This is a genomic window from Parasphingorhabdus sp. W113, assembly GCF_055693205.1.
The window spans coordinates 404876-430754 of the sequence record NZ_CM146328.1 but is presented as its reverse complement, the minus strand read 5'-3'; the positions used below and the strand labels follow the sequence as shown (position 1 = coordinate 430754).

Here is a 25879-nt window from a genome sequence, read left to right as displayed (position 1 = left end):
AGGGATACCTTCACAGGATTGCTTCGTGATTGCGTTACAGGCCCTTAACGCAAATCTCTTCCGGCCGTCCAGTCACATCCAACCGATAGACCAGCAGCGCGCCGGCCAGGGGTTCTTGCGCAAGCGCGGCCGCGTCCAGATCAACCCGCGCGGTGGTCACACAGAGCAGATCCAGATCGGCGCCCGCAAAGGTCACGCAACTGGGTTGGCTGACCGGCAGCGCCAGGCGCTGATCAACCGTGCCATCCGGGCGATAGCAGACCAGTTCGCCGCCGCCCCATTGCGCGTTCCACACATGGTCGCGGGCGTCGACGCAACTGCCATCGGGATGCACATCGGACGGCGTTCGGGCAAATATCTCGGGCGCACCAACTGGCCCAGCCTCGCTGTCAAAGGCATAGCGCCAGATCGCGTTGCGCGGGGAGTCGGCAAAATACATGATGCGGCCATCGCCGCTCCAGCACAGGCTGTTGGGAATGCGTACATCGTCAATATGTGCGGTGACCGCTTCCGGTCCGGCATAGCGCCACAAGGATCCCAGCGGACTGCCCTCTTTCTCGGCCATTGAGCCGGCCCAGAAATGCCCGGTGCGATCGACGCGGCCATCATTCATCCGGAGATGATCGGATTGCCTGGTAATCGGCGCAAGTGGTTCGAACAGCGGCTGCTTGACGGAAAATCTGGCAAAGCCGGACTCGAACGCGCCGAGATAGATATCCGGATCGGCGGTCAGCGCGAAACTGCCCAGCCGCTCCGGCAAGTCAAAGCGTTGCGGGGGCTGATCGCTAATGTCCCACTGCCACAAACAGGCCGATTCAATATCCGTCCATTGCAACAGCTGTGTCCGATGATCCCAGATCACACCCTCACCCAGTTGGTTCTGCACTTCGGCGATTCTGACGGGTTGAGTCATGAGGCTGTGTCGCTTTCGGCTGTGAACAATTTGACCAGGCCCGCAAGACTGGCGGCATGCCCCTCAATCTGCCGCGAGGGAATTTCGAACACCGACAAAGCTTCGGCATAGAGCGCGATCAGATTTTCCGACCCGATCAGATCAACGCCCTGGTTCAATTTATAACCGGCGTCCATCAGCCGCAGCGCCGACCGGATCTCGCACCCAATCGCGAGGCCAGCCAGATAGCCATCGGCATCATCCGCGGCCAATGTCCCAGTGATCTGGCGACTCCGGGCGGTGAACAGCAGCGATTCCAGTCCCCCGGCGCTGGCCCGCGCCGCGGTCACACCGTCCCGAAAAGCCGGTCCCGGCTGCGCCAGGACCGGTCGCTTCGGGTCGAGCAAGATGCTCTGCCGCCCGACTATGTCGAGCAGCTCGCCGGTCAGCGCCGTGTGAAAGCCAGTAACCTTGCCGCCGACGAGGCGTGCCCATTTGCTGTGCGTGCCTGGCAAACAGACCAGCCCATCCTCGGTCCTGGCACCAAAAATCTGTACTTCCTCGCCGCGCATAACATCGGGCAGACCATCAGGACGGACCGCAGAGAGGCCTGGAACGACGAGAAAATCGGTATCCCGCGCCCGGAACCGACAGATATTGGCGCTCAGACCCGCAATGTCTGCCGGTGTGGTAACGTAGCCAGCAGCCTGCCAGCCGATATTGGATCCGACCATGCCCGCCATCAGCACCGGAATGTCAGGATGCGTGGTCAGCCAGTCGCCAATAATCTCAAAGCAGGTCTGTTCGATCGCTTCGGCAACGGCGATCTGTGCGATTCCCGGTCCGGATCGCTGTTCCATAAGCGCGCCGTGCTGATCTATCAGCAGAAAGCGGCCATTGCTCGTGCCCCAGTCGACGCCGACAAAAGCCGCTTCTTGCGCCATGGCTCAGTGGGATTCCCGGGTCACGGTCGAGCCGCTTTTCCCGACCAGGAAATCGAGATCACAGCCATGTTCGGCCTGCATGACGTGCTGGACATGCAGATGCGCATAGCCGCGATCCGCATTGGGCGGGGTCGGCGGTGCAGGCAAGGCGGCCTGGCGGCGTGCAAGCTCATCGGCGTCGACCAGCAGGTCGAGCGCGCGACCGGGCCCATCCAGCCGGATGATATCGCCATTTTGCACCAGCGCCAGCGGTCCGCCCATATGCGATTCCGGAGACACATGCAGCACCACCGTGCCATAGGCCGTGCCGCTCATCCGCGCGTCCGATATCCGCACCATGTCGCGCACACCGGCTTCGAGCAGTTTCTTGGGCAATGGCATATTGCCAACCTCGGGCATGCCGGGATAGCCTTTCGGCCCGCACTGTTTGAGCACAAGGATTGAGGATGCGGTCACATCGAGAGCGGGATCATCGATGCGCGCCTTGAAATCCTCAATCGATTCAAACACCACCGCCGGCCCTTCGTGGGTCAGCAATTCCGGCGTCGCCGCATTGGGTTTGATGATCGCACCGCCGGGTGCCAGATTGCCGCCCAGCACCCAGGTTCCGGACGAAGCGCGGACCGGATTATCCAGCGTCCGGATGACATCATCCTGATAGCATTCGCCGCCGGCAGCGATTTCGCCAATGGTTTGGCCGGAAACGCTCAAAGCATCGGGCCGCAACCATTTTTCAATCCGCTTCATGATCGCTGGCATCCCGCCGGCATAGTCGAAATCTTCCATCAGATGAGCACCCGAGGGCAGCAGGTTGGCGAGCAGCGGAATATCCCGTGACAATTTGTCAAAGTCAGACAGCTGCAACTCTATCCCGCAGCGCCCAGCCAGCGCGAGCAAATGTACCACGGCGTTGGTCGATCCGCCGACCGCCGTGTGCACAAGGATCGCATTTTCAAACGCTGCGCGGGTGAGGAATGTCGACAGCGGCTTGTCCTGCTCGACCAGATCGACAATCGTCCGGCCCGCCATATGCGCCATCGTCCGCCGCCGCGCATCGACCGCTGGCATCGAGGCATTGCCGGGCAAGGCAACGCCCATGGCTTCGCATAGCGAGCCGATCGTGGAGGCTGTCCCCATGGTGTTGCACACGCCCGCGCTGCGCGACATGGCCGCTTCGGCGCTGTAAAATTCCTCCTCGCTGATCTCGCCAGCGCGGGCCGCTTCGCTCAGGCGCCAGACATCGGTGCCCGATCCGATCGTCTGCCCGCGAAACTTGCCGCTGAGCATCGGTCCCGAGGACACCACAATCGTCGGCAGGTCCACCGAAGCCGCGCCCATCAGCTGGCCCGGCGTGGTCTTGTCACAGCCGCCGAGCAACACCACGCCATCCATGGCATAGCCGCGCACGGCTTCCTCGACATCCATCGCCAGCAGGTTGCGGAACAGCATTGCGGTGGGTCGGATCTGCGTCTCGCCGAGCGAGGATACCGGAAATTCCAGCGGAACCCCGCCCGCCTGCCAGACACCGCGTTTGACATGTTCCGCCAATATCCGCAAATGGGCGTTGCACGGCGTCAGTTCCGACCAGGTGTTGCACAGACCGATAATCGGCCGGCCGTCAAAACTGTCATCCGGCAGTCCCTGGCTCTTCATCCAGCTGCGGTGAATAAAACCATCGCGATCCCGTTTGCCATATACAGCAGCGCTGCGGCGCGTCTTTCCTTTGGTCACTGCATCTTCTCCACCGCGCTGTCCGAAACCGGCCTAACACCCTCTGGCCATAGAATGGGCCTATCATGGGTTCGATAAATCATATCAATAAGATTATTGCAAAAGATAATCAGATGTTCGTAAACCAAAAAGCAGGATAGGGATATGCGGACTTTCCCCCTATGCCGATAATGCAGGAGCGTTCATGTGTCGCCAGTCAAGATTGCCATTGTCGGATACGGAAAAATTGCCCGCGACCAACATGCCCCTTCGATAGCCGAAACCGATGGCCTGGACCTGGTTGCAACCGTCAGCCGTCGCGGCGATGCACCGTCTGGCATTCCCGCCTTTCCTGATATCGACGCGCTGGCGCAAAGTGGCCTGGCGGTCGACGCCGTCGCGCTGTGCACACCGCCGGAAGGCCGCAGCGATTACGCCAGAGCGGCGGCCGATCACGGCTGGGACATCCTGCTCGAAAAGCCGCCAGGCACCGATGTCGAAGAGGTGCAGGCGCTGGCGGACTATGTCGCCAATACCGGGCAGATAGTGTTCACCACCTGGCACGCGCAATATAATGCCGCCGTCGCCGCCGCCGCCGAGCGACTGGCTGGGCAAAATGTGGTCGCCATGCGGATCGACTGGCGCGAAGATGTCCGCAAATGGCACCCCGGTCAGGACTGGATCTGGGAGAAAGGCAGCTTCGGCGTGTTCGATCCCGGCATAAATGGACTGTCGATCGCCACCAAGATCATGCCCCGGTCGCTGGTCGTGCAGGATGCAGAATTGATCATCGCTGCCAACCACCAATCGCCGATTGCGGCGCAGATCGGATTTGGCGACCGGCTGTCTGCCCATTTCGACTGGCGCGAAACCGGGGCGGAATGCTGGACAATCACCGTCGAAACCGAACGGGAACAGCTCCGCCTGGACAGGGGTGGTAGCGCGCTGTGGGTCGATGACGCGTGCCTGGTTGCCGAGCCATCGCGCGAGTATCGCGCAATCTACACCCGTTTCGTGGACCTTATCCGGACGCGCACTAGCCATATCGACACCGCGCCGCTGGCGCTCACCGAAGCGGCGTTCGAAATCGGCGTTCGCCATTCAACCGAGGCGTTTATGCCCTGAGGACGACTAACGGCATGGCCGCTCCACCTTAATCCTTGGGTTGGGCCGAGGGGAGAGTCGTTGCGCGTTTGTCCGACGGGGGATGCTGAACGGGCGGCAGGGCACCGATCATGCCATCCGGCGTCGCAATCGCTCGCATCCGGATATAGGCCGGGCGGGCTTCAATCCGCTTTTGCCACGCCTGGATATTCGGAAATTGCTCCGAATCAACCAGGTTCAGTTTGAACGCTACGTTGAGCGGCCAGTTCATCATGATATCCGCCGACGAAAACTCCGGGCCGCCAAACCACGGATTGTCCTTCAGATAATCTTCGGCATATTGCACGACATTCTCGCTATCGACCAGCATTGAACGCTGGGTTGGCGGGTTGACCCGCCATGCGCGATAGTCGCTGAACAGACGCGCCGCGAGCGATCCTTCGGCATAATGCATCCATTTGATATGATGCGGATAGGCCCGACTGTCGAGCGCGGGCACCAGCTTGCCTGGCGCGTGCCGACTCAGGATCGTGTCGATAATCGCTCCGGATTCAACAATGATGTCGTCACCGTAAACAACTGTCGGCGCCATCGGCATGCCATGGCCCAATGCATGAATTTGCATCATCGAGGCCCGCAGGTCGCCGCGAACAAATTTCAGTTCATAGGGCAGCTCGAGTTCTTCCATCAGCCAGATAATCCGTTCCGACCGTCGGCCTTCAAGATGATAGATGGTTATTTTCGGCATGGCATCCTCCGTTCCGGCATCTTGGGAACTGGCGGCGATAACCGCAGAACTGGTGGTATAATCCGACGCGCTTGCGGTCCCCGAAAAGCCAAAAGTGGCGAAGCTGACAGCCGCAAGGCTCACGATAATATTGTTGATCATAAAATCTCTCCCGATGCACATCTACCACACCAATCCCAGAACCGTAAACAACCGGAGATACGATATTGCAAAGTTCGTCAATAATGATAGGGCAGACGCCATCAACAATAATCATACTTTTGGGAGAGAGAACATGATGACCGACAAAAAGACACTATTCACGCGTCGCCTGTTATGCGGCGCCGGGGCTCTGGCGCTCGCCAATCCAGCTGCAGCGATTGCACAAAATGCCGGAGATGGCGCAGACGAGATTGCCGATGACAATGTCATCATCGTGACCGCGTCGAAACGCGAAACAACCCTGCAGGAAACACCGATCGCGGTTTCGGTGACCAGCGCCAAACAGATTGAAGAAGCCCAGGTCCGCGATTTGCTCGATCTGCAAACCCTGGTCCCGTCGTTGCGCGTCAACCAGCTGCAAAGCTCGGCCAATACCAATTTCATCATTCGTGGCTTCGGCAACGGCGCCAATAATGCTGGCATCGAACCATCGGTCGGCGTCTTTATCGACGGCGTCTACCGTTCGCGGTCCGCCGCCCAGATCGGCGATCTTCCAAACCTGCAACGGGTCGAGGTTCTGCGCGGACCACAATCCACGCTGTTCGGCAAAAACGCATCCGCAGGCATTATCTCCATCGTAACGCGCAAGCCGCAATTTGAATTTGGTGGCAGCGCCGAACTGTCTTACGGCAATTTCAACGCGATTGTTGCCAAGGCCGACATTACCGGCCCGATCAGCGACAATGTCGCGTTCAGCCTGGCCGGCAACTATAACCGGCGCGACGGCTATGTCGAAGATCTCGCGCTGGGCCGCGATGCCAACGAACGCAACCGCTATGGCGTGCGCGGGCAATTGCTGTTCGAACCAAGCGATGATCTCAGCTTCCGCTTCATTGCCGATTATGACAAGATTGACGAAGATTGCTGTTCGGTGGTCAATATCGTCGACGGCCCAACCGGCAATGCGGTCCGTTTTCTGGGAGGACAAATCGATTCCAACAACCCGTTTTCGCGGACCAGTTTCCTCAACTTTCCATCCACCAACGAAATCGAAAATTACGGCGTCTCGCTCCAGACCGACTATAGCACGGGTCCGTTCAACATCACCGCAATCACGGCCTATCGCGGCATCCGGTCCGACACCAATCAGGATTCGGATTTTACCAGCGCAGACCTGATCGGCGTGAACGACACCCAGGCGGCACTGGACACCTATACGGCGGAATTGCGGGTCGCATCGGACTTTGACGGGCCCATCAATTTCCTTGTCGGCGCCTATTATTTCAAGGAAGATATTGAAACCAGCGGTTCGCTGCTTTTCGGTGCCGATTTCAAAGGCTATGCGGATCTGCTCAGCGGCGGCCAATATAGCGCGCTCGAGCCCACATTGCGTGCGCTGGTCCCCGGCATTCCGGCGGGCACTTTTGGTGCCGAAGGCCAGGGCCGCTTCACCAACTTCACCTATGACAATGATGCGTTCTCGCTGTTCGGTCAGGTGGATTTTGAACCGCTTTACGGCCTCGTGTTCACCGTCGGCGGCAACTATACCAAAGACCGCAAGCTGGTTACGCACAACAACGTCTCGACCGATGTCTTCTCGAGCATCGATCTGGTACAAGCCGGTGTGAATGCCGGTGTTCCGGCCACGGTTGCAGCGGATCCCGATTTCAACCCGTTTCTCGGCCTGCGCGGGCTCCAGTTCATTCCGCCCTTCCTACCGTTCCCGAACGCGGTTGAAGACGGACGGACGAAAGATTCGGATTTCTCCTATACCTTGCGTCTGGCCTATGAAATCAACGATAATTTCAACGTCTATGCAACCTATGCAACGGGCTTCAAGGCGTCATCGGTCAACCTGTCCAACGACAGTTTGCCGCCACCCGAGCTATTTACACCCGGCTCGCCATTTCAGGTGCCACCACCAGCAGCATCGCCGATCAGAACCGCTTTTGGCGCTGATCTGCCAAACAATGTCGGTGTCGGCTCGCGCTTTGCGGAACCGGAAGAATCCGAAGTCTATGAAATTGGCCTGAAAGCCAATTTCCCGGGCTTGGCGTTCAACCTGGCGCTGTTCGAACAGTCGCTGAAAAACTTCCAGGGCAATATCTTCACCGGGACGGGCTTTGTCCTCGGCAATGCGGAGAAACAGTCGGTTCGCGGTTTTGAATTTGATGCTTCGGTTTCCCCGATTCCGAACCTGACCTTCACCGGTGCCTTGACCTATCTTGATGCGAACTATGACAGCTTCCCGGGCGGTACCGCGCTGTCACCCGCCTTTTCGACCGTGCCAACCGATCTGACCGGACGCCGGCCAGCAGGAATTCCGAAATATTCGCTGAGTGTGGGCGGTACTTATACCGCACCAATCGGTGACAACAGCCTGATTTTCCACACCGACTTCCTGATGGAAAGCAACACGCAAATTGCCGAGGGCTTGCCGGAATTCCGCCGCGCTGTCGAAACGCTCAACGCGTCGATCAGCTTTGCCATGGACAATGGCTTTTCGGTCACCGCCTGGGGTCGCAATCTGACCAATGATGTCTACACGTCGACCATCTTCCCGAGCGTTGCCCAGGGCGGATCGTTGTCCGGATATCGCAACCAACCGAGAACTTATGGCGCGTCGGTCAAATATAAGTTCTAACTCTTGCATTTGATCCTTCTCTCTCGTTGGATCGTTGGGGCGAGCGGTGCACACCGCTCGCCTCTTTTTATGGTGCGGCAGACATCCTGTTCAGAAAGGCTGATCCGATGAAAAAAACAACCATGGTTTTGGCGGCATTCGGAGTGCTTGTCGTGGGTGCGGGCACCACCGCCTATGTCGTGTCTCCCACGATCCATGCCGGACAGACGGGCGAAGCGCCGGAACTCGGCCGTACCGGCAGTTATGCGATCGGAACCAGCGTCGAACAATATGCGCTTTCGGGACGGACAAGGATCACCGCCTGGGGCGCGCTGTCGGGCAATCTTTCCGAGACCGAACGCACGCTTTCGGTGCGGTTCTGGTATCCGGCAACACCCCAAAAAAGCGCCAAGACCGCGCGCTATGAGCATATCATACAACGCGATGGTGAAGACAGCCTGACCATCGCCAGCGACGGGATTGCGGTACCGGATGCGCCGGCCATTGCTGACCAGAAATTCCCGCTTGTGCTGATGTCCCATGGCTATCGCGGATGGAATACCCAGTTCAGCCATCTGGCCGAGCATATCGCCTCGCATGGCTATGTTGTCGCTTCGATCGATCATGCCGACATGCCGATTGAAGGAGTCACCTCCTTCCTGCTGTCCTTTGGCAATGTGCTGGTCGACCGGACACTGGACCAGCGCCAGATCCTGACGCAGATTTTGGAGGACAGCCAGACCCGGTCCACCGGCTATGCGGCGCAGATCAACCCCGACGCGATCGGGCTGATCGGCTATTCCATGGGCGGCTATGGCGCGATTGCCTCGGCCGGCGCGGCTTATGACTATGCCAATGATCCGATGGCCAATGTCCCGGATAGCGCCAAAAGTGCGATGCAGGAGGCCGCCAAGCAGGATCTGCCGATCAAGGCGCTGGTTGCCATCGCCCCATGGGGCGGGCAACCCGATAGCCGGGCGTGGGCCGCCGAAAGCCTCGCCAGCATCACCCAGCCGGTCCTCGTCATTGCCGGCAATCAGGATGATGTCGTCAATTTTGACGAAGGCGTATCATGGCTGTTTGAAAACATGACCAGCGCGGACCGCCACATGCTGGTCTTCCGCGAAGCCCGGCATAATATCGTCGGGAATGATTTCACCGTCGACCAGGACACCGGCTTTGCCGCGCTGGAATTTTTCAAGGAACCGGTGTGGCGGAGCGACCGGCTAAATGCCATTAATCAGCATTTCGTGACCGCCTTTCTCGACAGCACGCTGAAAGATGATACGGAGAAAGTCAGCTATTTGAACGTGCCCACGGCGGATTCCAACGCCAGCGAATGGCCGGTTGGTTTTGGGGAGCAGTTAAATGGAAAATTGGCAGGCCCTGAGCAGGACAAGCATTGGCGGGGTTTTCAGCGGCGCTGGGCTGTCGGCCTCGAAATGCGGAAGCTTGATAAACAGCCATGAGGCGATGATCAGAACGGCGGGAGCGAGATTTGGCTGCGGATAATCTGATCCTCACCATCGCCAGCTGCCTGTTCTTCATGGGGCTGGTGGCGTGGATTTCGTGGCGCAAGACTCGCGGCGGCGTCGATGATCCGGATGGCTATTTTCTTGCCGGGCGCGGACTCAGCAGCGTTTTCATCGCCGGGTCGCTGCTGCTGACCAACCTGTCCGCCGAGCAGCTTATCGGCCTCAATGGCTCCGCCTATGGCTATAATCTCAGCAGCATGGCCTGGGAGGTCACCGCCGCGGTGGCAACCATCGCGATGGCGCTGATTTTCCTGCCGCGCTATCTGGCCGGCGCGTTCACCACCTTGCCGGAATTTCTCAACGACCGGTTTGATGCCGATGTCCGGCGGATGTCGGTGGTGCTGTTCATGCTCGGCTACGGGCTGGTGACCATACCGTCGGTGCTCTATTCCGGCTCGATCGCGGTGATGCAGCTGTTCAATGTCCCCGATCTGCTCGGTCTGGATTATTTCGAGGCGCTGGTCACCACCGTTATCGCGATCGGGCTGGTCGGCGCGCTCTATGCGATTTTCGGCGGATTGAAGGCGGTCGCCGTGTCCGATACGATCAATGGTATCGGGTTGTTGATTATCGGCATATTGGTGCCGGTTCTGGGTCTGATCGCTCTGGGTGACGGACAATTTGGAGAGGGCCTGGCCAAATTGGTCAATGACCATCCGGACAAGCTCAACGCGATTGGCACCCCGTCGGATCCGACGCCGTTCGGCACGCTCTTCACCGGCATGCTGTTCGCCAATCTGTTCTACTGGTGCACCAACCAATATATCATCCAGCGGACACTCGGCGCCGCGTCGCTCGCCGAGGGGCAAAAAGGTGTGCTGTTCTCCGGTTTCTTCAAGGTGCTGGTGCCGTTTCTGATGATGATCCCGGGGGTTATTGCCTATCATCTCTATGGCCCCGGCCTGGCATCGATCGACCAGGCCTATCCCCGCCTGATCCGCGATGTGATGCCGGTATATCTCGCCGGCTTCTTTCTTGCGGTCCTGCTGGGCGCGGTCTTCAGTTCCTTCAACTCGCTGTTGAACAGCGCCGCCACCTTGTTCTGTCTTGATGTCTATCGCCCCTGGCGCAAGGGCAAGGCCAGCGACCAGGAGGTCATTCGGGTCGCCAAGATTGCCAGTGTCGTCATCGCCCTGTTCTCGTTCGGGGTCGCGCCGCTGCTCTATTTTGCGGAACAGGGCCTCTGGCAGATCATCCGCATATTCACCGGTTTCTACAATATCCCGACAGTGGTCATTGTCATCATGGGCCTGTTCACGCGGCGTGTGCCCGCGCTGGGAGCGAAGCTGGTGATCGGCTTTCATGTCGTTGCTTACGGCTTGCTGCGCTTCGTGCTCGATGATGTGGTAACGATCCATTTCCTGCATCAATATGCGCTGCTGTTTGCCATCGAAGTCGCGATCATGCTGGTGGTCGGCTATGTCCGGCCGCGCGATTCCGCCTGGCAGTTCACGCCCAATGCCAAGGTTGATCTGACCCCATGGCGCTTTGCCAGACCGTTGGCGGTGACGCTGTTTTCCTGCGTTGTCGGGCTTTATCTGCTGTTCTCGTCGGTTGGCCTGGCATCGGCAGAAGGACCAGGAGCGCTGTTCGGATCGCTGATCCTGGCGATCGTGATGGCCAATATCATTTATTGGGTCTGGGCCGCCCGCCGCCAGCCGGAGCCCGCCCCCGCAGCGGTGCAATAAGAACCGCTAGCGGATCAGCGAAGCGAGGACCTTGCGGGTGCCCGTAAACGGCCGGCGGCCATGCATGACGCGGTAATTGTCGACCAGCGCGACATCGCCCGATTGCCATTCGAGATCGAAACTCAGGTCATCCGCCAGCGCGATCGCCGCCTGCATTTTCTCGGCGGCAATTTCCGATCCGTCGCCAAAGCAGATCGATTTGGACGGGTCATTGCGCTTGTCCGCCCAGCCGCGATAGGCGGCAATCAGCTGGTTGAAGAAGGACCGTTTGCCATCCGGCAGATCCCTGATCGCATGGAGCCGCGGCGAGGTGACGCGCAAGGCGCCGTCGTCCATCCACTGCCATTCATATTTGAGATCCTCGAGCCGTTGCTTGGCCTCCACGACATCGGTCACGCCCAAGGTGCTCCGCCAGCTGCGCCCCTGCCCCGATTGCGCGTCGTCTTCGGCTGGCATGACATGGGTGTAGCGGACGCCTTTCGCCGCAAATTCAGAGACCAGGTCGGGATATTGGGCGGATAGCTGGTCGAGCAATATATCCGACCGGCAGAGCGGCGTCGCACCGCCGGTTTTTGCTGCAATATTGCAGTAGAAAAACAACTTGGACGGAAAAATCGGCGTCTGTGCCATTTCGTGATGCAGGAAAATGCTGGTCTCGGGCGGCGCTTCATTGGCGGTGAAGACCCGCGGCGTCAGATTGATGCGCACGGCGTTGGACAGGGATTCGGCATAAGGGAAATTCGGTTCGCCATAAGCACAAACCGCAGAATCAAAGGCCGCAACGGTCGCCACCTTGAACCCGCGGAACAAGACCGCACCGGTTTCCGCCAGCGCCGCATTCACTGCGGCCTGATTGGCTGCGAGATAGTCCGCCAGCGTTTCTGATTTTGCAGCTTCGACAATCGCGGGGAAGGCAATGTCATTCCAAGTCTGTTGTGTCATCATCTGCGGATCAATCATATATCGGGTTGAAAAGGCCAAAGGCTTGTTCACAGAACACGCCCGGGTCATTGAACCGGCGGTCGGCGTTAAGCGCGGAGATATCAGCCATCTGATCGCCGCTCAGCGAGAAATCCTGGAGCGCCAAGTTTTCCCGCATATGCTCGGGATTGCTGCTTTTGGGAATCACCGCAGTGCCCCGCTGCACGGCCCAGCGCAGGACCACCTGGGCGGGTGTCTTGCCGAGCGCCTCCGCGGCTTGTGTCACCGCAGGCTCGGTCAGCACGCTGTCCGATTCCTCGGCCATGGCGATTTCGACATAGGATTTGGAAGCGAGCGGCGAGAAAGCGGTCACTTTCAAGCCATAGTCCCGCGCCAGCCGAATCAGTTTTTCCTGCGTCAAATAGGGATGCGCCTCGATCTGGAGCATCGCCGGTGCAATCCGGCAATAGGCCATGAGATCATGGATCAGCGCGCTGTTATAATTGCAGACCCCGATCTGCCGCACCAATCCGGCATCGACAAGGCCTTCCATTGCCCCCCAGGTGGCATGAAGCGGAACGGCGGCGCGGCGCATTTCCGGTTGATCCGCATCGGGATCCACCAGCCATTCGGGCGGATAGCGGGTCGCGAAATCGACATATTCCAGCGCGATCGGGAAATGGATCAGATAAAGATCGAGATAGTCGAGCCCGAGATCATCCAGTGACCGGCGGCAGGCTGGTTCGACATGCTCGGGCGCGTGAAACGTGTTCCATAGCTTGGAGGTGATCCAGAGGTCTTCTCGCGTGACCAGACCGTCGACGATCGCCCGCCGCAGGCCGGCACCGACCTCCGCTTCATTGCCGTAGTCGGCCGCGCAATCAAAATGCCGATAGCCCGCCTTGATCGCTTCGACGACGATATCGGCACAATCCGAACGGCTCACTTTCCAGAGACCAAATCCGATGTCAGGCATGCGTTCCATAGTCTATCCTTTTGTCATCACACCGAAATCCAGGGTCACTGGCAATCCGGTATCAATTGATTGATGCGCCGCTGCGCCCATCTGGACCGCCCGCAGGCCATCCAGAGGCCCGACGTCCGCCGTCCCGCCTTCGCTCATGGCCGCGTGAAAGCGGGACAGCTGGTAAAAAGTCGCACCATGATGGTCGCCCGCTTGCAAGGCCTGTTCGGGGGTGTCGATCTTTTCGACCACTGCGCCGCTTTTGTCGCGCGGAGACCAGGTCAGTTCGGCTGAAGGGATGCCCACTTCCAGCTTGCCAATGGCGCCGAGCGCATGGATTTGTTCCTGCTCTTGCGACCCCTCGGCAAACATGCACAGATCGAGCAGCGCGCGGGTGCCCGTGCTGAAGTCGACGACAACCAGCGCATTGTCGAGAATATCCGGTTGCCGGCCGTCATAGCGCTCGTCGAGATGGTTCACGTCCTGACCACCCGAGGCAAAGATACGCACCGGCTCGTCACGCAGGATGTGGCGCATCAGGTCAAAGAAATGGCAGCATTTCTCGACCAATGTGCCCCCGGTATTGGCGCTGAACCGATTCCAGTCCCCAATCTTGGGCAGGAAAGGAAAGCGATGCTCGCGGATGGACAGCATTTTCACATCGCCGGTAATCCCGCTATGCACCCGTTCGATAAAGCGCGAAACCGGCGGCATGTAGCGATATTCCATGCCAATCCAGATCAGCCCGTCATAGCTTTGCGCCATGCTGTGCAAAGCTTCCGCATCGGCAATGGTCGTGCACATGGGTTTTTCAAGCAGAATGGCGACAGGATGCTGCATGACCTCCTGCATGATCGCAAAATGGGTGTGATTGGGCGCAGCGATGATCACTGCATCTAGCTGGGTGCCGGCAAACATTTCGGCGATGGTCGGATAAACGGATGGCGCGAACCCATGGTTCTGCGCATGAGCGCCGGACTGGTCCAGCGATGGCCGATGGGGATCACACAGAGCAACCAGTTCCGCGCCGTCAACAAGGGCCAGATTGCTGATATGCTCCCGGCCCATCATGCCGGCGCCGATAATCGCGTAGCGTTTCACTCTATCGCTCCTGCCCGTTATATCCAGCCGCTGTTGCCAGCGGATTTTCATCGCTGCCTCTACATGCCCCACCCCCGATTAGGAAAGCGCTTTGTAGATCACAAAAATCGCTGTTTGATCCGCAACGGGAAAGTCAGTCGGAACTGCCCGGAAATTTCTGGGTACCCGGTTTCCGCCGCAGCTTCTGATGCCGCATGCTGTAGTCATTTTTCAGCGCGTTGAGCGTTCCGAGGATCATCGTCACGGTGATATTCTCGATCTCTTCGCGGCTCATGTCGCTGTGCAGGAAATAGGCGCCTGCAGTGGCCGGAATGCCAAAGGAAATATCGGTTGCCGCGCGGGCCAGATCGTCCGGCAGATCGAAATTGGTTGCGACAATGTCGGCGACATAATCCACCGCGTCATTCCGGCTGTAATCGGTCGGATCATGCCCGCCCGACACGCTCGGTTCCGATTGCAGGCGCTCGATAATCAGGCCGCGTTCTTCGATATATTTGAGATATTGGTGGGTGACCCCGCGCACCAAGGCCTCGAAAGTTTCGGCTTCATTCGCCTCTTGCGCCTGCAATTTGCGCAGCCGTTTCAATTCGCGCTTCAACAGGGCGCGGAGCAATTCCGTCAGATTGTCGAAATAGGTATAGACCAGCGACTTGCTGATTCCCGCCTCCTTGCCAATCCGTTCCATGGTCAGCGCGGCCACGCCGTCACGCGCCACCATTTCAGCCGTATGGTCGAGGATCAGCGACTTGCGCTTCTCGGGATTGAAGCGGCGGCGTTTGACGGGAAGCTGTTCATTCATATCAGTTTTCTAGCATATCGGAGCGATCTGTTGAACCATGTTTGCGATCAATCGGGTTACGCCTATCGCATTTAGAAGGTGGTTGGGTCGATCCACATCATGGCGTCAATCGACTCACTGACGGGCGCCGTCATATTCTGCTGAATAGCGATCACATTGCCGTCCGGGTCATAGGCGTAGTAGATTTTCCAGCCCTTGCTCATCCTGGCAGGCCCGATCATCGCAATACCAAGCTGCTCCAGACGGTCCCGTTCCGCATCGGCATCGGTCACTTCAAAAGCGGTCATGTTATAGCCGATCTGATCCACCTTGGCGGGCGCGTCCCGGACCGGAGTCGCGGGTTTGACATATTGCCAGAACTCGATCTCCAGATTGCGCACCACAAACCAGGAACTCCGCAGCACGAGGCCGTCAATATCGGCGACCTGGTCGAGTTTGGGATTGCCCGAATATTCGCCGCGTCGGCGGGCGCCATAACCGATGAATTTCGTATAGAACGCGACCATCGCGTCCACATCTGACGTGGCACCACCAATATGCGTGATCCACGCCCTGTCCGACCGTCGCGGCTTGTCCACGGTTTCATTCTCGATCATCGTGCCGTCCGGGTCCCGGCCATAGGCATAGGTCACGCCATAGCCGCCAATGTCGACCGGATCCTCCCCGCGAGTCACCATGGTCAGACCGGCTTTGCGGAATTTCGAGAAAGCGGGATTGGTGGCCGGGGACTGGAAGCAGATATGGGTGTAACCGGGGCCGTAGACCGGCTTTACGAAAGGGGATTCCTTCTTTGCAGGGTCAAAGTCGACCAGCTGGACAAAGACTGTGGGCGTCCGGATCAGCGCGATTTCGATTTCACCGTGCGGGTTGGCCATCATCTGTCGATCATAAACTTCGCGCGCTGGCACCCGATAGCGGCTGACCAGCGTGAACGGCACCGCCTGCTGATAGAAAGCAATCGTGTCATCAATGTCGGACACGGTCGACCCGATATAGCGAACCCCTTTGATCCGGGTATCGCCCAGATCAGCCGGCCGGAAAAATCCGGACTGGACCGTCCGTGCGGGCGCCTCGGGCGCAGGATCGACCGCCGCTTGAGCGGATTTCGCCGGAACGGTCTGCGTGCAAGATGATAGGCAAAAAGCCAGCCCCAGACCGGTCATTATGGGCTTGACGTTCATCGTCCTTCTCCTGTTCATTCCAGTCCGTATACCAGCATCACATTGCCGGGAATCTGGCTGAATTTGTCATAGCCGCTGTTGACGATCAGCAAACCGCCGGCAACCACCGGGCCGCCGGAATCGATCGATCCGCCTTTGGCGTCAATCGCGTTGACGGTCTTATAGTCCCGCCGGGTATCGCGGCTCCATAATATCGCCCCGTTCTCGGCATCATAGGCCCGCAACAACCCGTTCAGCGCACCGGCAAAAACCACGCCTGGCGTGATGGTGGGCGGCGCAGACAGGGCGGTCCGGCATTTATGCGCATCTTCATCGCAGACATTGGGTTCGAACTTGCTCCACAGGGCCTTGCCGGTGGCCGGGTCATAGCCATGGAGTCCCTGTCTCGACGGCCCCTCGGCAAAGCGATTGCCGGGCGTATCGGCAATACCGACAAACAGCGTCTCGCCGTCGGTTGCCATCCCCCAGTGGACGCCCCCATTAAAGCCGCCCATACCCGCGCGGGTCTGCCACAGGATCTTGCCCTCTTGATCGGGATCCATCCCGAAGAGCATGCCCGATTTCTGACCGGCGAGAATGATATCGCGCCCATCTGCCAGCCGGGTCAATATCGGGGGTGCGCCAAAATCAAAGTCGGGACCGTCTTCGGCCGGGCAATTGACCTGCGATCCGTATTTCCCGCAAGCGGCGTTCCAGGCGTCTCCCGCAATGGTCTGCTGCACCCACTGCACCGCCCCGCTGTCGAGATTGAGCGCGATGATCGAATCGCTCATGTCAGTGGCGGGAGAAGAATAATTCTCGCCAGTGCCAATATAGAGCAGCCCGCGCTTGGCATCGATGGTCGGGGTGGACCAGACCGGCACACCGGATGGCCCGAAGCGATCGGCCCCGGCGCTGTTCTTTCCGGTTTTCTGCGGCTCGGCAACGGAGTGAAAGCGCCATATCTGTTCGCCCGTTTCAGCATCCAGCGCGATGACACCGCCGCGGAAGGTACAGCATTCATAGGTCGTACCATAGGCATTGACGACTTCGGTCGACGACATCGGAACGAACAGGCGTCCGTCATGAAGGGTGAGCGAACCGGTGATCGTCCCCGCCGGATGATCCTTGATCGAGCGGGTCCACAAGAGCTTCCCGGTCGCCGCTTCGACCGCGTAGACATTGGCGTTGAAATCGCCGAAATACAGGGTTTTGGCGACCCCGTTGCTGTCGGTCGCGATGGTCGGTGCGCTGCGCACTTCTGCGGTGGCCTCAAAGGTCCACCAGACACAGCCGGTCTGGCTGTCCAGCGCATAGAATAATCCGCTCTGGCTGCCGGTGAATATCGCTTCCGGCGTCACCGCTGGCTGCGATCGGGCGCGCGCGGCGCCGGGAAACCCAAAGGCCCATTTCAATTTCAGCTTTGGCGCATCGCTGGCAGAAATACCGGCGCGCGCAGCGGTTTGAAACCGCGTATTGCGTTTGCCATTGCCCCAGCGATTCCACAGCGGCGCGGAAAGGGTCAGCGTCCCCTTGCACTGGTTGGCCTGGGCATTGGCGAGCGCGTCCTCGCTCCGCGGACTGGCGAGATAGTCGGCGAGGATGCGAATCTCGACGGGCGACAGCGCCGCTGCCTGTTCCTTCATGACGCCTGTGGTCATCGCCGCCTTGATGGATTCGATTCCGCCCAGTTGCAAAGCCGCCTTGGTTGGCGCTTCACCGGCGGCGCCGTCATGGCACGCCGCACAATGGGTTTTGTAGAGGATCGCGCCCGGACTGTCATCGATCGCCACTTCTGCAGCCGCTGCCCGATCGCCGCTGTCCGGTCCTTCGGAACAACCCGCAACGCCAATCAGCATCAATCCAATCAGGGTGAATATCGGCGGCAATAAGCGCATGACGGTCAGCTATCCTCGACTTTGACCCGCGCTGAAACTAAGGTTTGACAGCCGGGCCCTTTTGTTGTTGACTATTCTTACAATAACCCAGCAAGGCAATAAAGCAATGGGTAACATCGGCGACCGGGAGCAATCACCATGGCCTTGAAAATCACCATAACGGCTGTGGCTTTCCTCCTGCTTTCCGGATGCATGGCGACTGTTGACGATACAGACCGCACCCGATCCAGCACAGGCGCCGCGCAGACCATGACAGCGGCCGATCCTGCAGTTATTCTGGCCAATGCCAATCGTTCCGGCGCGCAAGCCTATTCGGAAGGCTATTTCGGATCCGGCGACCAGCGCCTGCACTATGTCGAGGCGGGCGAGGGACCGCTGATCATCTTTTATCACGGCTTTCCTTCCTTCTGGTACAGCTGGTTCGACCAGATGGAAGCGCTCAAGGACCGCTATCGGGTCGTCGCGGTGGACGCGCTCGGATCAGGGCTGTCTGCGAAGCCGCAAAGTATCGCGCCTTATAAAATCGAAAATCTGGCCGCCCAGCTGGATGCCTTTTCCCGTCATCTGGCTGGCGACGACAAATATATTCTCATTGGTCATGACTGGGGATCGGTGCTCGCCCTGACCTATGCTCAGGCCTATCCCGACCGCCTGCACAAGGTTGTCGGCATGAGCGCCCCGCCGCTCAACCTGTTTCTTGGCTTTACCGCGGGCAGCGCCGAGCAGCAGCGCCGCACACAATATATGCAGGTCATACGATCCACCACCTTGGCACAGCTGCAGGCGTCCAGGGCGGGAGAAACGGTCGGCCCGCGGTCCTACCAGAAACTCGCTGAGCGCGGCGACCTGACGCTAGAAGAAGTAGAGCTGTTTCATGCAGCGCTGGGCAGCGCCGAGACGATTTACACGGCGATGAACTGGTATCGCGCCAATGTGCCGCCCTTTGATGCAGTAACCGACGCGGACCAATGGCCTGGCCCCGACGCCAAGATCACCATGCCCGGCCTCTTCATATGGGGGGAAGCCGATCAGATTTTTGTGCCCGAACTGATCGCGCAGATGGACAGCACCGGACCCGACATGCGGACGGTGCTGCTTCCCGGGATCAATCACTGGACGTCGATGGAACAGCCCGAACGCGCCACCAGCGCCATTGTCGCTTTCCTCGAAGAATAGCGACACCGCAGCCACTATAGTCTGTCCAAAGCCGGAAAGATCGGCCTATACTGACCCAATAACAGAAGCAGAGCAGGAAACTGCCGGTGTTGGGAGGCACCCGTGATGACAACATCAGGCAATGCACTTTTTCGCGCAATCTCAAGGCTTTTCGTACCCAGCGCAGCCGCGCTGTTGCTATCGGCCTGTGGCGGAGCGCAGCAATCTGTCGCAACCGCCTCGGACGGTCCGGCGCCGGAAGCGTCTCTGGCAGAACGCGCCGCAACGATCCACCGCGCGAGCCTGGTGCTCGATGCCCATGCCGACATCGCCCTGCCCTCAACCTCGAAAACCTATCTCGGTGCGGATGGTCTTTCGAAAGTCGCCCCGGCGAAACTGATTGCCGGCAATGTCGGAGCGGTTGTGCTCTCGGTGGCGGTCTCGCCTGGCCCGCGGACAGCCGCCGCCGAAAAGCAGGCCAGAGCCGAAGCGGATGAGAAGCTCGCAGCGGTGCAGCAAATGGCGGCCAGCGAAGCGATGCTGGAAATCGCGACATCCGCCGATGCCGTCGAAGCGCTCCGCAGCGATGGCAAGATCGCGCTGATATTGGGCTTTCAAAACGCACGGTCGCTGGAAGGCAATGTCGCGGCGCTGGATGATTTCTATCGCGCCGGCGTCCGCATATTCGGCCTCAACCATCTCGGCCACAATGACTTTTCCGACAGTTCCCGCCCAATGTTCAACGGTGAAACCGGCACATATGAAGTGGCCGAGGAACATGGCGGCCTGTCCAAGCTGGGCGTTGCCGCCGTTCAGCGGATCAACCAGCTCGGCGGGGTCGTCGATGTCTCGCAAATGTCCAGGGCAGCGACCTTGCAGGCGGTTGCCCGATCACAGACGCCGGTCATTGCGAGCCATTCCAACGTGCGCGCGCTCTCCGATGTCACGCGCAATCTTTCCGACGAAGAGATTGACCGGATCGCGGAAAAGGGCGGTGTCATCCATGTCGCGGCCTTCGGCGCCTATCTGGTGGATCTGTCCGACCCGGCATTGCTGGCGGCGATCCGGGATGTGCGGATCGGCGCCGGCCTGCCGGAAGCCTATTCCTATCCTTATGAGCTTTATTGGGAAATTCCCGATCCTGCGAAGCGACAAGCGTTTCTGATCGCGATGCGCGACCTGATCGGTCCGAGTTCGATTGACCGGCTGATCGATCATATCGACTATATTGTCGAGCGGGTTGGCATTGATCATGTCGGCCTGGCCAGCGACTTTAATCATGGCGGCGGCATTGCCGGCTTTACCGACGCCAGCGAGGCGCTGAACGTCACCACCGGATTGCTCAAGCGCGGCTATACCAGTGATCAAATCAAACAGATCTGGGGCAGCAATTTTCTGCGGGTGCTCCGCCAGGCCCAAGCGGCCGCGGACCAAACGCCCGACAGCCAGCAATAAGCGCTTATTCCGCGTTCAGCGCGTCATAGACAAATTGGCCTGAAATCCCGCGGAAATCGGTGGGCGGGCCATTTTGCGGAAAGCGCTGAATCATGCCGATAAAGTAGAGATTGTTGACCGGATCAATCCAGAACCATGTCCCGGCAGCCCCGCCCCAGAAATAGCTGCCATCGCCATAGACGGTCTTGCCCGAACCATCGTTGCGGATCACGCCAAAATCGAGACCGAACCCGAGGACTTCGGATTGCGCCTGAGTCAGCGTTCCGGCAATATTGACTTTCTGATCAGCGGTCAGAATATTTGTCCGCATCAGCTTGATAGTATCGGCCTTCAAAATCCGCTTGCCATCCAGCGTGCCGCCATTGGCCAGCATCTGGCAAAACCGGGCATAGTCATCCAGCGTTGCAACCAGTCCGCCGCCGCCCGATTCCATCTTGATGGTTTCCGGTTTGAACATGACCTGCGGAAAGGGCACCCGCATCATCTGCTTGGTGATCGGATTATAACCATAAACATCCGAGAACCGGTCATAATCCTCGGCCGCGACGGCGAAACCGGTATCGTCCATCGCCAGCGGATCGAAAATCTCGGTTTGCAGATAGGCGCCCAATGTCTTGCCTGACAAGCGCTCGATAATCGCCCCTTGAATGTCCACTCCGGCGGAATAGAACCACTGCTTGCCGGGCTGGTACATTAACGGCACCTTGGCGACCTTGTCGATAAAGGTCTTCATATCGGGCGATTGCAGGATATTCTGCGCCTTGAACGCCTTGTTAGCGGGGTCCTCGCCGTAAAGGCCATAAGCAAAGCCCGCCGTGTGGCTCATCAACTGGCGCATGGTTGGCGGTGCGGATGCCGGCTCCAGCACGACGCCGCCTTCCCCATCATAGCTTTTGACAACCTGCAGATCGGCAAATTCCGGAATATATTTGGAAACCGGGTCATCCAGGGAAAATTTGCCGTCCTCATATAGCGTCATCAAGGCCACGCCGGTAATCGGCTTGGTCATCGAATAAATCCGATAGATCGTATCCTCGGTGATCGGCGCGCCATCGGCATCCCGCCTTATCCCCGCCTGCATATGGCTTACCACCTTGCCATCCTTGACCAGCAAGGTTGCGATGCCCTTGGCATCACCATCGGCAACAAATTGCGCCATCCGCGCTTCCAGCGCAGCAATTTTTGCGGGATCGAAGGCCGCACCGGCGGCTTCGGTGCGATAATTCGGAAAGGCCGCTTCAGCCGATTCTTTCGCGAATACGCCAGGCGCCGCACAACCCATGGCTAGCGCGCCCGCCAACAGCAAACTCCTCGTCGCGCGCACAGACTGTGCCATGATATTCGTCGCCATGGTGATACCCTCCCTGAATTTTGTCGACCAGATCGTTCACCAATTGGATCCGAATTGCAAGCTTTGGCGGCATCTCGGCTTTGCAGCCCTATAGTCCGGAAACCTCCAGAATATTGTCATCGCTGTTGCGGTCGATAAATTTATTATAGGGATCGATGCCGACATATTCCGGCGCCTTGGACGAAATCACCCGGATGGTCTGCTGACCGGACGTGACGGGTTGCCTGTTCAACTGGATGACATCCTTTTCGCCAAATGCCCCGAGACCAGGTTTGGCGGTGAACAGACCGATGTCGATATCATCCGCCAGAACAGCCGTTTCTTCCTTGCCCTCGCCATCGGCATAATATTTCGCCGCCGCGACAATTATCGTGGTTTCAAAGCGACCATCATCCAGCTTGCGCACGGTGGCTTCATCGACCTTCATGTCATAAATGGTGATTTTCTCGAGCAAGTCGGTAACCAGTTGCCGCTCGGCCGGATTGCGGGCGAGCGATTTGAACCCGTCAACCAGATCCGTCGCGCTGGCATAAGGCTGGCTCTTGAACCGGTACCGGTCGAGCAGCGCCGCGAGCATCGTGTTGACCCGGTCTTCACCCAGCCGGTCCTGCAGCAGATACATGACTACAGCGCCCTTGCGATAGTGGATATAGCCCTGGTCCTCGACGCGATTGAGCGGCAATTCTTCAATCGCCTCGCTGCCGCGGGCATTGAGATAATTGTCCAGTTCATATTTCAGGAACCGGCAGATCTTGTCCTCGCCATACATCTGTTTCATCACCATCAAGGCGGAATATTGCGCCATGGTTTCGACCAATATGGTGCCGCCCTGCTGGTTCGCGCTGATCAGCTGATGGGCCCAATATTGGTGACCCATTTCATGCGCCGTGACATAGGTGACATAGTCAATTTCATCGGGATCACGGGCATCGGCGAGGAAACCGATTTTCTCCGAATAAGGCACCGTGCCGGCAAAGGCCTGAGCAAAGGTTGCATAGCCGGGAAATTCGATGATCCGGGCATAATCGAACTGATAGGGGCCGAAATTCTGCTTGTAATAGGCGAGCGATTTCTCGGTCGCCGTGAGCATCCGGTCGACATTATACGCGTGGGCCGGATGATAATAGACTTCCATCGTCACGCCATCCGCAACACGCTGCTTGACCTCATAAGCCGCAGATTGCACGGAGAAAAAGGCAAGGATTGGCGCTTCGGATACAGATCGGGCAATGCGCCGGTCGCCTTTCACTTCATCGGAAACCCGGCTGCCCGGAGCGATCGGCGTCTGGTCGCTGCTGGTGCTCACCGTGATGTCGGACATGACCCAGTCGACATTGGCGACATAATTCTGCTCGCGCGCGGATTCATCCTCCAGCTTGGCCGGCCGGAGTTCGGATGGCAGGCCATATTTGCGGCGCTTCACCCGATCGCTGAGCAAACCGGCCCGGTTCATGCCGAGCTGTGGCGCAAATTCACTGTTGTTGAGAAATGTGCCATTCTCGACCAGCCGGGTGTCATTGCCATTGGCCTTGAAACCTTTTTGCTGACGGGCGGTTTCAAAACCGATTGTCCGCTTCTCGCCCACCGCCATCGGCTGGTCGAGCCGGTAGATGCGGTATTTCATCTCTTCGTCATTCATCTCGAGCTTCGCATTCGGCAGATCTACCGAGATAATTTTGACGTCGGGATCCTGAAACCGGACATGCAGGACATCAACCGGCGCGCCGGTGTCGTTGATCATGTCGGCAGTTCCGGATGCGGTCATTTTCAGCTCATCTGGGTAGATGGCGACATCGAGCTTGAAATCGGTAAAGGACGGCTGCTTCAGCTTTTCATATTTGAGATATTTCTTTTCATAGGCGGCCAGCAATTCATCCGATGCATCGCGATTCTGATAGTCGTTCAGCACGTTGGTGTTGTTGAAAATATAAGCGCCACTGGCCGCCGCAGACAGGGCGCCGACGCCGAACACGACACCGGCCGTGCTGAGCAACCGACGGGGCAATTGCCGGATCCGCGGCATCAGGCGCATTTCGGTGCCGCGCCGCCAGAGCAAATGCGCCAGCACTGCGAGCATCAGCGCGAAGGCGCCCCAGTAGAACCGCAACCACCAGGCCCCATAAGACCCGACCGCATCGCCATTCATGTCGGATAGCGGCACCGCAATCCCGCGCCCGAACAGATAGAGCGGATGATTGAGGCCGATGATGTTGAAGGTGATCGTCGCCACCATGTAGAGCACCATGATGCCCCAGCCGATATATTTATTGGGGCTGAGCGCCTGGACAAAGACCGACAGGATCGCGAGCGTGCCCATTTCGACCGTACCCGGCAGAATATACCAGGAAAAATATTTGCCGAGTTCGAAATTCGTATAGCCTTTGCCTGCCTGAACCAGCAACGCGGCCACCACCGAAATCAGCAGCGCAGCGAGCAACACGCCGAATACGGCGAGCGTCTTCGGCACCATGAACGCCCAATTTGGCAAGGATGTGGAATCGACAATTTCGTGCATCTTGCGATCGCGATCGCGCCAGACCAGTTCTCCGCCATAGAAAATCGCGATGATCAGCGGGATGATGGTAAAACTGCCTTCGAGCATATCGATCACCTGGAATGTCATCGGATAGGCGGGCGTGCCGTAAATTTGCGTGGCAAAAAGCAATGCCGCCACGGAATTGAACAATCCGATCAGCACGAGGACGAAAAAGGCCGGGCTTTTGAACACCTGGGCCATTTCGAACCGGGTCCGCGTCCACAGCCGTATGCCCGCCGCCTTGGCAGGATTGGTCGCCGGCAAGTGATCGGTGATCTGCGGCTGTTGGCGGGCCAGCTTGGCCGCCACTTTCTGCTGTTTCCGAACCTTGCGGGCGGACATGCCGCGATCGGCAAAACTGAACCGGAAATAGGCAAAGGCGAGCGCCGCCAGGGCGACTGCAATCCAGATCAGACGGTTGATCATCAGCACGCCGAAAAACGGCGCCATCATGCTGTTGCTCTCCGCTGCGGTCCAATAGCGGGTCAGATATTCATAAGCTGCGCCGCCAAAGGGTTCGAGATAGGCGCTCATCAACAACAGATCGGGGTTGAATTCGGTGGCCGCGCTGAACACCAGATAAAGCACCAGGAACAGCACCACGCCGATATAGCTGTACATCATCGATCGGGTCGCCGTGGCCACCGCGAAAAATATGCACGAGGTCAGGAAAATACCCGGCAAGGCGAGGAGAAAATAGGCGTAGAGAAAATGACTGAGCCGATTGGGGCCAATCGTTTCCGGGTCCATCCACGGCATGTAGGAACCCAGCCAGATGGCGAACGGAACGGTTAGAAAGGCAATGGCCGAAATGCCGAAAGCCCCGGTAAAGCGCCCGATCAGATAGTCAAACTTGCTCACCCGGGTGGACCGGACCATCGGCCCGAAGCCGCTTTCATCGTCACGAACAATAACATTGGCGACAAAGGCGGTGGTCACGAACATGAAGAAGATGGTCAGGATGATCGTGGTTTCGGCCAGCGCAGCGGGGCTGTTGGCATTGACGTTGCCGCCATCGCCGATCTGCAGGTTTTCAGCCGTCACCGCACCGAAGGTCAACAGAAAGAACAGGACCGTCACCACCCAGAAAACCGGGTTTTTGAACTGATAACGAAGCTCAAAGGCAGCTATTTTCGCGAACATGTCCGGTCTCC

The 25879-nt window shown here is 58.6% G+C and carries 18 protein-coding genes; 6 read left to right on the top strand and 12 right to left on the bottom strand.

All coding sequences use genetic code 11. From position 1 onward, the window contains the following. Positions 1 to 34: 34 nt before the first annotated feature. The 3 genes from ACZ1GS_RS01945 to ACZ1GS_RS01935 are packed head-to-tail and all read right to left on the bottom strand — an operon-like array spanning position 35 to position 3567. Positions 35 to 913, bottom strand: coding sequence for an SMP-30/gluconolactonase/LRE family protein (locus ACZ1GS_RS01945; RefSeq protein WP_472696814.1), 879 nt, complete (start codon positions 911 to 913; stop codon positions 35 to 37). Next, complete coding sequence (locus ACZ1GS_RS01940; RefSeq protein ID WP_472696813.1) at positions 910 to 1836, bottom strand: 2-dehydro-3-deoxygalactonokinase; 927 nt, start codon at positions 1834 to 1836, stop codon at positions 910 to 912. Before ACZ1GS_RS01940 ends, ACZ1GS_RS01945 begins: the two co-directional genes overlap by 4 nt. A gap of 3 nt (positions 1837 to 1839) precedes the next feature. Further along, entirely contained in the window at positions 1840 to 3567 is a 1728-nt protein-coding gene (locus tag ACZ1GS_RS01935) for an IlvD/Edd family dehydratase (RefSeq protein ID WP_472696812.1), read from the bottom strand. 186 nt (positions 3568 to 3753) lie between these two features. On the opposite strand from ACZ1GS_RS01935, the gene ACZ1GS_RS01930 reads away from it, so the two are divergent. Further along, complete coding sequence (locus ACZ1GS_RS01930; protein ID WP_472696811.1) at positions 3754 to 4671, top strand: Gfo/Idh/MocA family protein; 918 nt, start codon at positions 3754 to 3756, stop codon at positions 4669 to 4671. A gap of 28 nt (positions 4672 to 4699) precedes the next feature. Here the strand turns inward: ACZ1GS_RS01930 and ACZ1GS_RS01925 are convergent, their stop codons facing one another. Further along, positions 4700 to 5539, bottom strand: a complete 840-nt coding sequence (locus tag ACZ1GS_RS01925) for a glutathione S-transferase family protein (RefSeq protein WP_472696810.1) — start codon at positions 5537 to 5539, stop codon at positions 4700 to 4702. Between the two features lie 133 nt (positions 5540 to 5672). On the opposite strand from ACZ1GS_RS01925, the gene ACZ1GS_RS01920 reads away from it, so the two are divergent. From ACZ1GS_RS01920 to ACZ1GS_RS01910, 3 genes are all read left to right on the top strand, one after another. Continuing rightward, positions 5673 to 8183, top strand: coding sequence for a TonB-dependent receptor (locus ACZ1GS_RS01920; protein ID WP_472696809.1), 2511 nt, complete (start codon positions 5673 to 5675; stop codon positions 8181 to 8183). Positions 8184 to 8290: 107 nt separating this feature from the next. Next, the gene (locus ACZ1GS_RS01915) at positions 8291 to 9631 is read left to right on the top strand and encodes an alpha/beta hydrolase family protein (RefSeq protein ID WP_472696808.1); all 1341 of its coding nucleotides are present in this window, start codon (positions 8291 to 8293) and stop codon (positions 9629 to 9631) included. A 29-nt stretch (positions 9632 to 9660) separates the two neighbouring features. Continuing rightward, entirely contained in the window at positions 9661 to 11385 is a 1725-nt protein-coding gene (locus ACZ1GS_RS01910) for a solute:sodium symporter family transporter (protein WP_472696807.1), read from the top strand. 6 nt (positions 11386 to 11391) lie between these two features. On the opposite strand, the gene ACZ1GS_RS01905 is transcribed toward ACZ1GS_RS01910, so the two are convergent. The 6 genes from ACZ1GS_RS01905 to ACZ1GS_RS01880 form a co-directional block, all read right to left on the bottom strand. Continuing rightward, positions 11392 to 12378: a TauD/TfdA family dioxygenase gene (locus ACZ1GS_RS01905; RefSeq protein ID WP_472696806.1), complete on the bottom strand. Its 987-nt coding sequence runs from the start codon at positions 12376 to 12378 to the stop codon at positions 11392 to 11394. Further along, on the bottom strand, positions 12338 to 13291 hold the full coding sequence (locus tag ACZ1GS_RS01900) for an aldo/keto reductase (RefSeq protein WP_472696805.1): 954 nt from the start codon (positions 13289 to 13291) through the stop codon (positions 12338 to 12340). The genes ACZ1GS_RS01905 and ACZ1GS_RS01900 overlap by 41 nt, the downstream gene beginning before the upstream one ends. A 3-nt stretch (positions 13292 to 13294) precedes the next feature. Next, positions 13295 to 14371, bottom strand: coding sequence for a Gfo/Idh/MocA family protein (locus ACZ1GS_RS01895; RefSeq protein ID WP_472696804.1), 1077 nt, complete (start codon positions 14369 to 14371; stop codon positions 13295 to 13297). A 133-nt stretch (positions 14372 to 14504) separates the two neighbouring features. Continuing rightward, a complete protein-coding gene (locus ACZ1GS_RS01890; protein WP_472696803.1) occupies positions 14505 to 15170 on the bottom strand; it encodes a TetR/AcrR family transcriptional regulator in 666 nt (221 codons plus the stop codon). A gap of 71 nt (positions 15171 to 15241) precedes the next feature. Then, positions 15242 to 16351 carry a VOC family protein gene (locus tag ACZ1GS_RS01885; protein WP_472696802.1) on the bottom strand — a complete coding sequence of 370 codons (1110 nt, stop codon included), beginning with the start codon at positions 16349 to 16351 and terminating at the stop codon, positions 15242 to 15244. Between the two features lie 14 nt (positions 16352 to 16365). Then, positions 16366 to 18228 carry an outer membrane protein assembly factor BamB family protein gene (locus ACZ1GS_RS01880; RefSeq protein WP_472696801.1) on the bottom strand — a complete coding sequence of 621 codons (1863 nt, stop codon included), beginning with the start codon at positions 18226 to 18228 and terminating at the stop codon, positions 16366 to 16368. A gap of 138 nt (positions 18229 to 18366) precedes the next feature. Here ACZ1GS_RS01880 and ACZ1GS_RS01875 point away from each other — a divergent pair, with 138 nt between their 5' ends. Both ACZ1GS_RS01875 and ACZ1GS_RS01870 read left to right on the top strand, forming a co-directional pair. After that, entirely contained in the window at positions 18367 to 19404 is a 1038-nt protein-coding gene (locus ACZ1GS_RS01875; RefSeq protein WP_472696800.1) for an alpha/beta fold hydrolase, read from the top strand. A gap of 105 nt (positions 19405 to 19509) precedes the next feature. Beyond that, positions 19510 to 20838, top strand: coding sequence for a dipeptidase (locus ACZ1GS_RS01870; RefSeq protein ID WP_472698052.1), 1329 nt, complete (start codon positions 19510 to 19512; stop codon positions 20836 to 20838). Positions 20839 to 20842: 4 nt separating this feature from the next. Here the strand turns inward: ACZ1GS_RS01870 and ACZ1GS_RS01865 are convergent, their stop codons facing one another. Together ACZ1GS_RS01865 and ACZ1GS_RS01860 are read right to left on the bottom strand one after the other, a co-directional pair. After that, a complete protein-coding gene (locus ACZ1GS_RS01865; protein ID WP_472696799.1) occupies positions 20843 to 22189 on the bottom strand; it encodes a serine hydrolase domain-containing protein in 1347 nt (448 codons plus the stop codon). An 88-nt stretch (positions 22190 to 22277) separates the two neighbouring features. After that, on the bottom strand, positions 22278 to 25868 hold the full coding sequence (locus ACZ1GS_RS01860; RefSeq protein ID WP_472696798.1) for an ABC transporter permease/M1 family aminopeptidase: 3591 nt from the start codon (positions 25866 to 25868) through the stop codon (positions 22278 to 22280). Positions 25869 to 25879 lie beyond the last annotated feature (11 nt).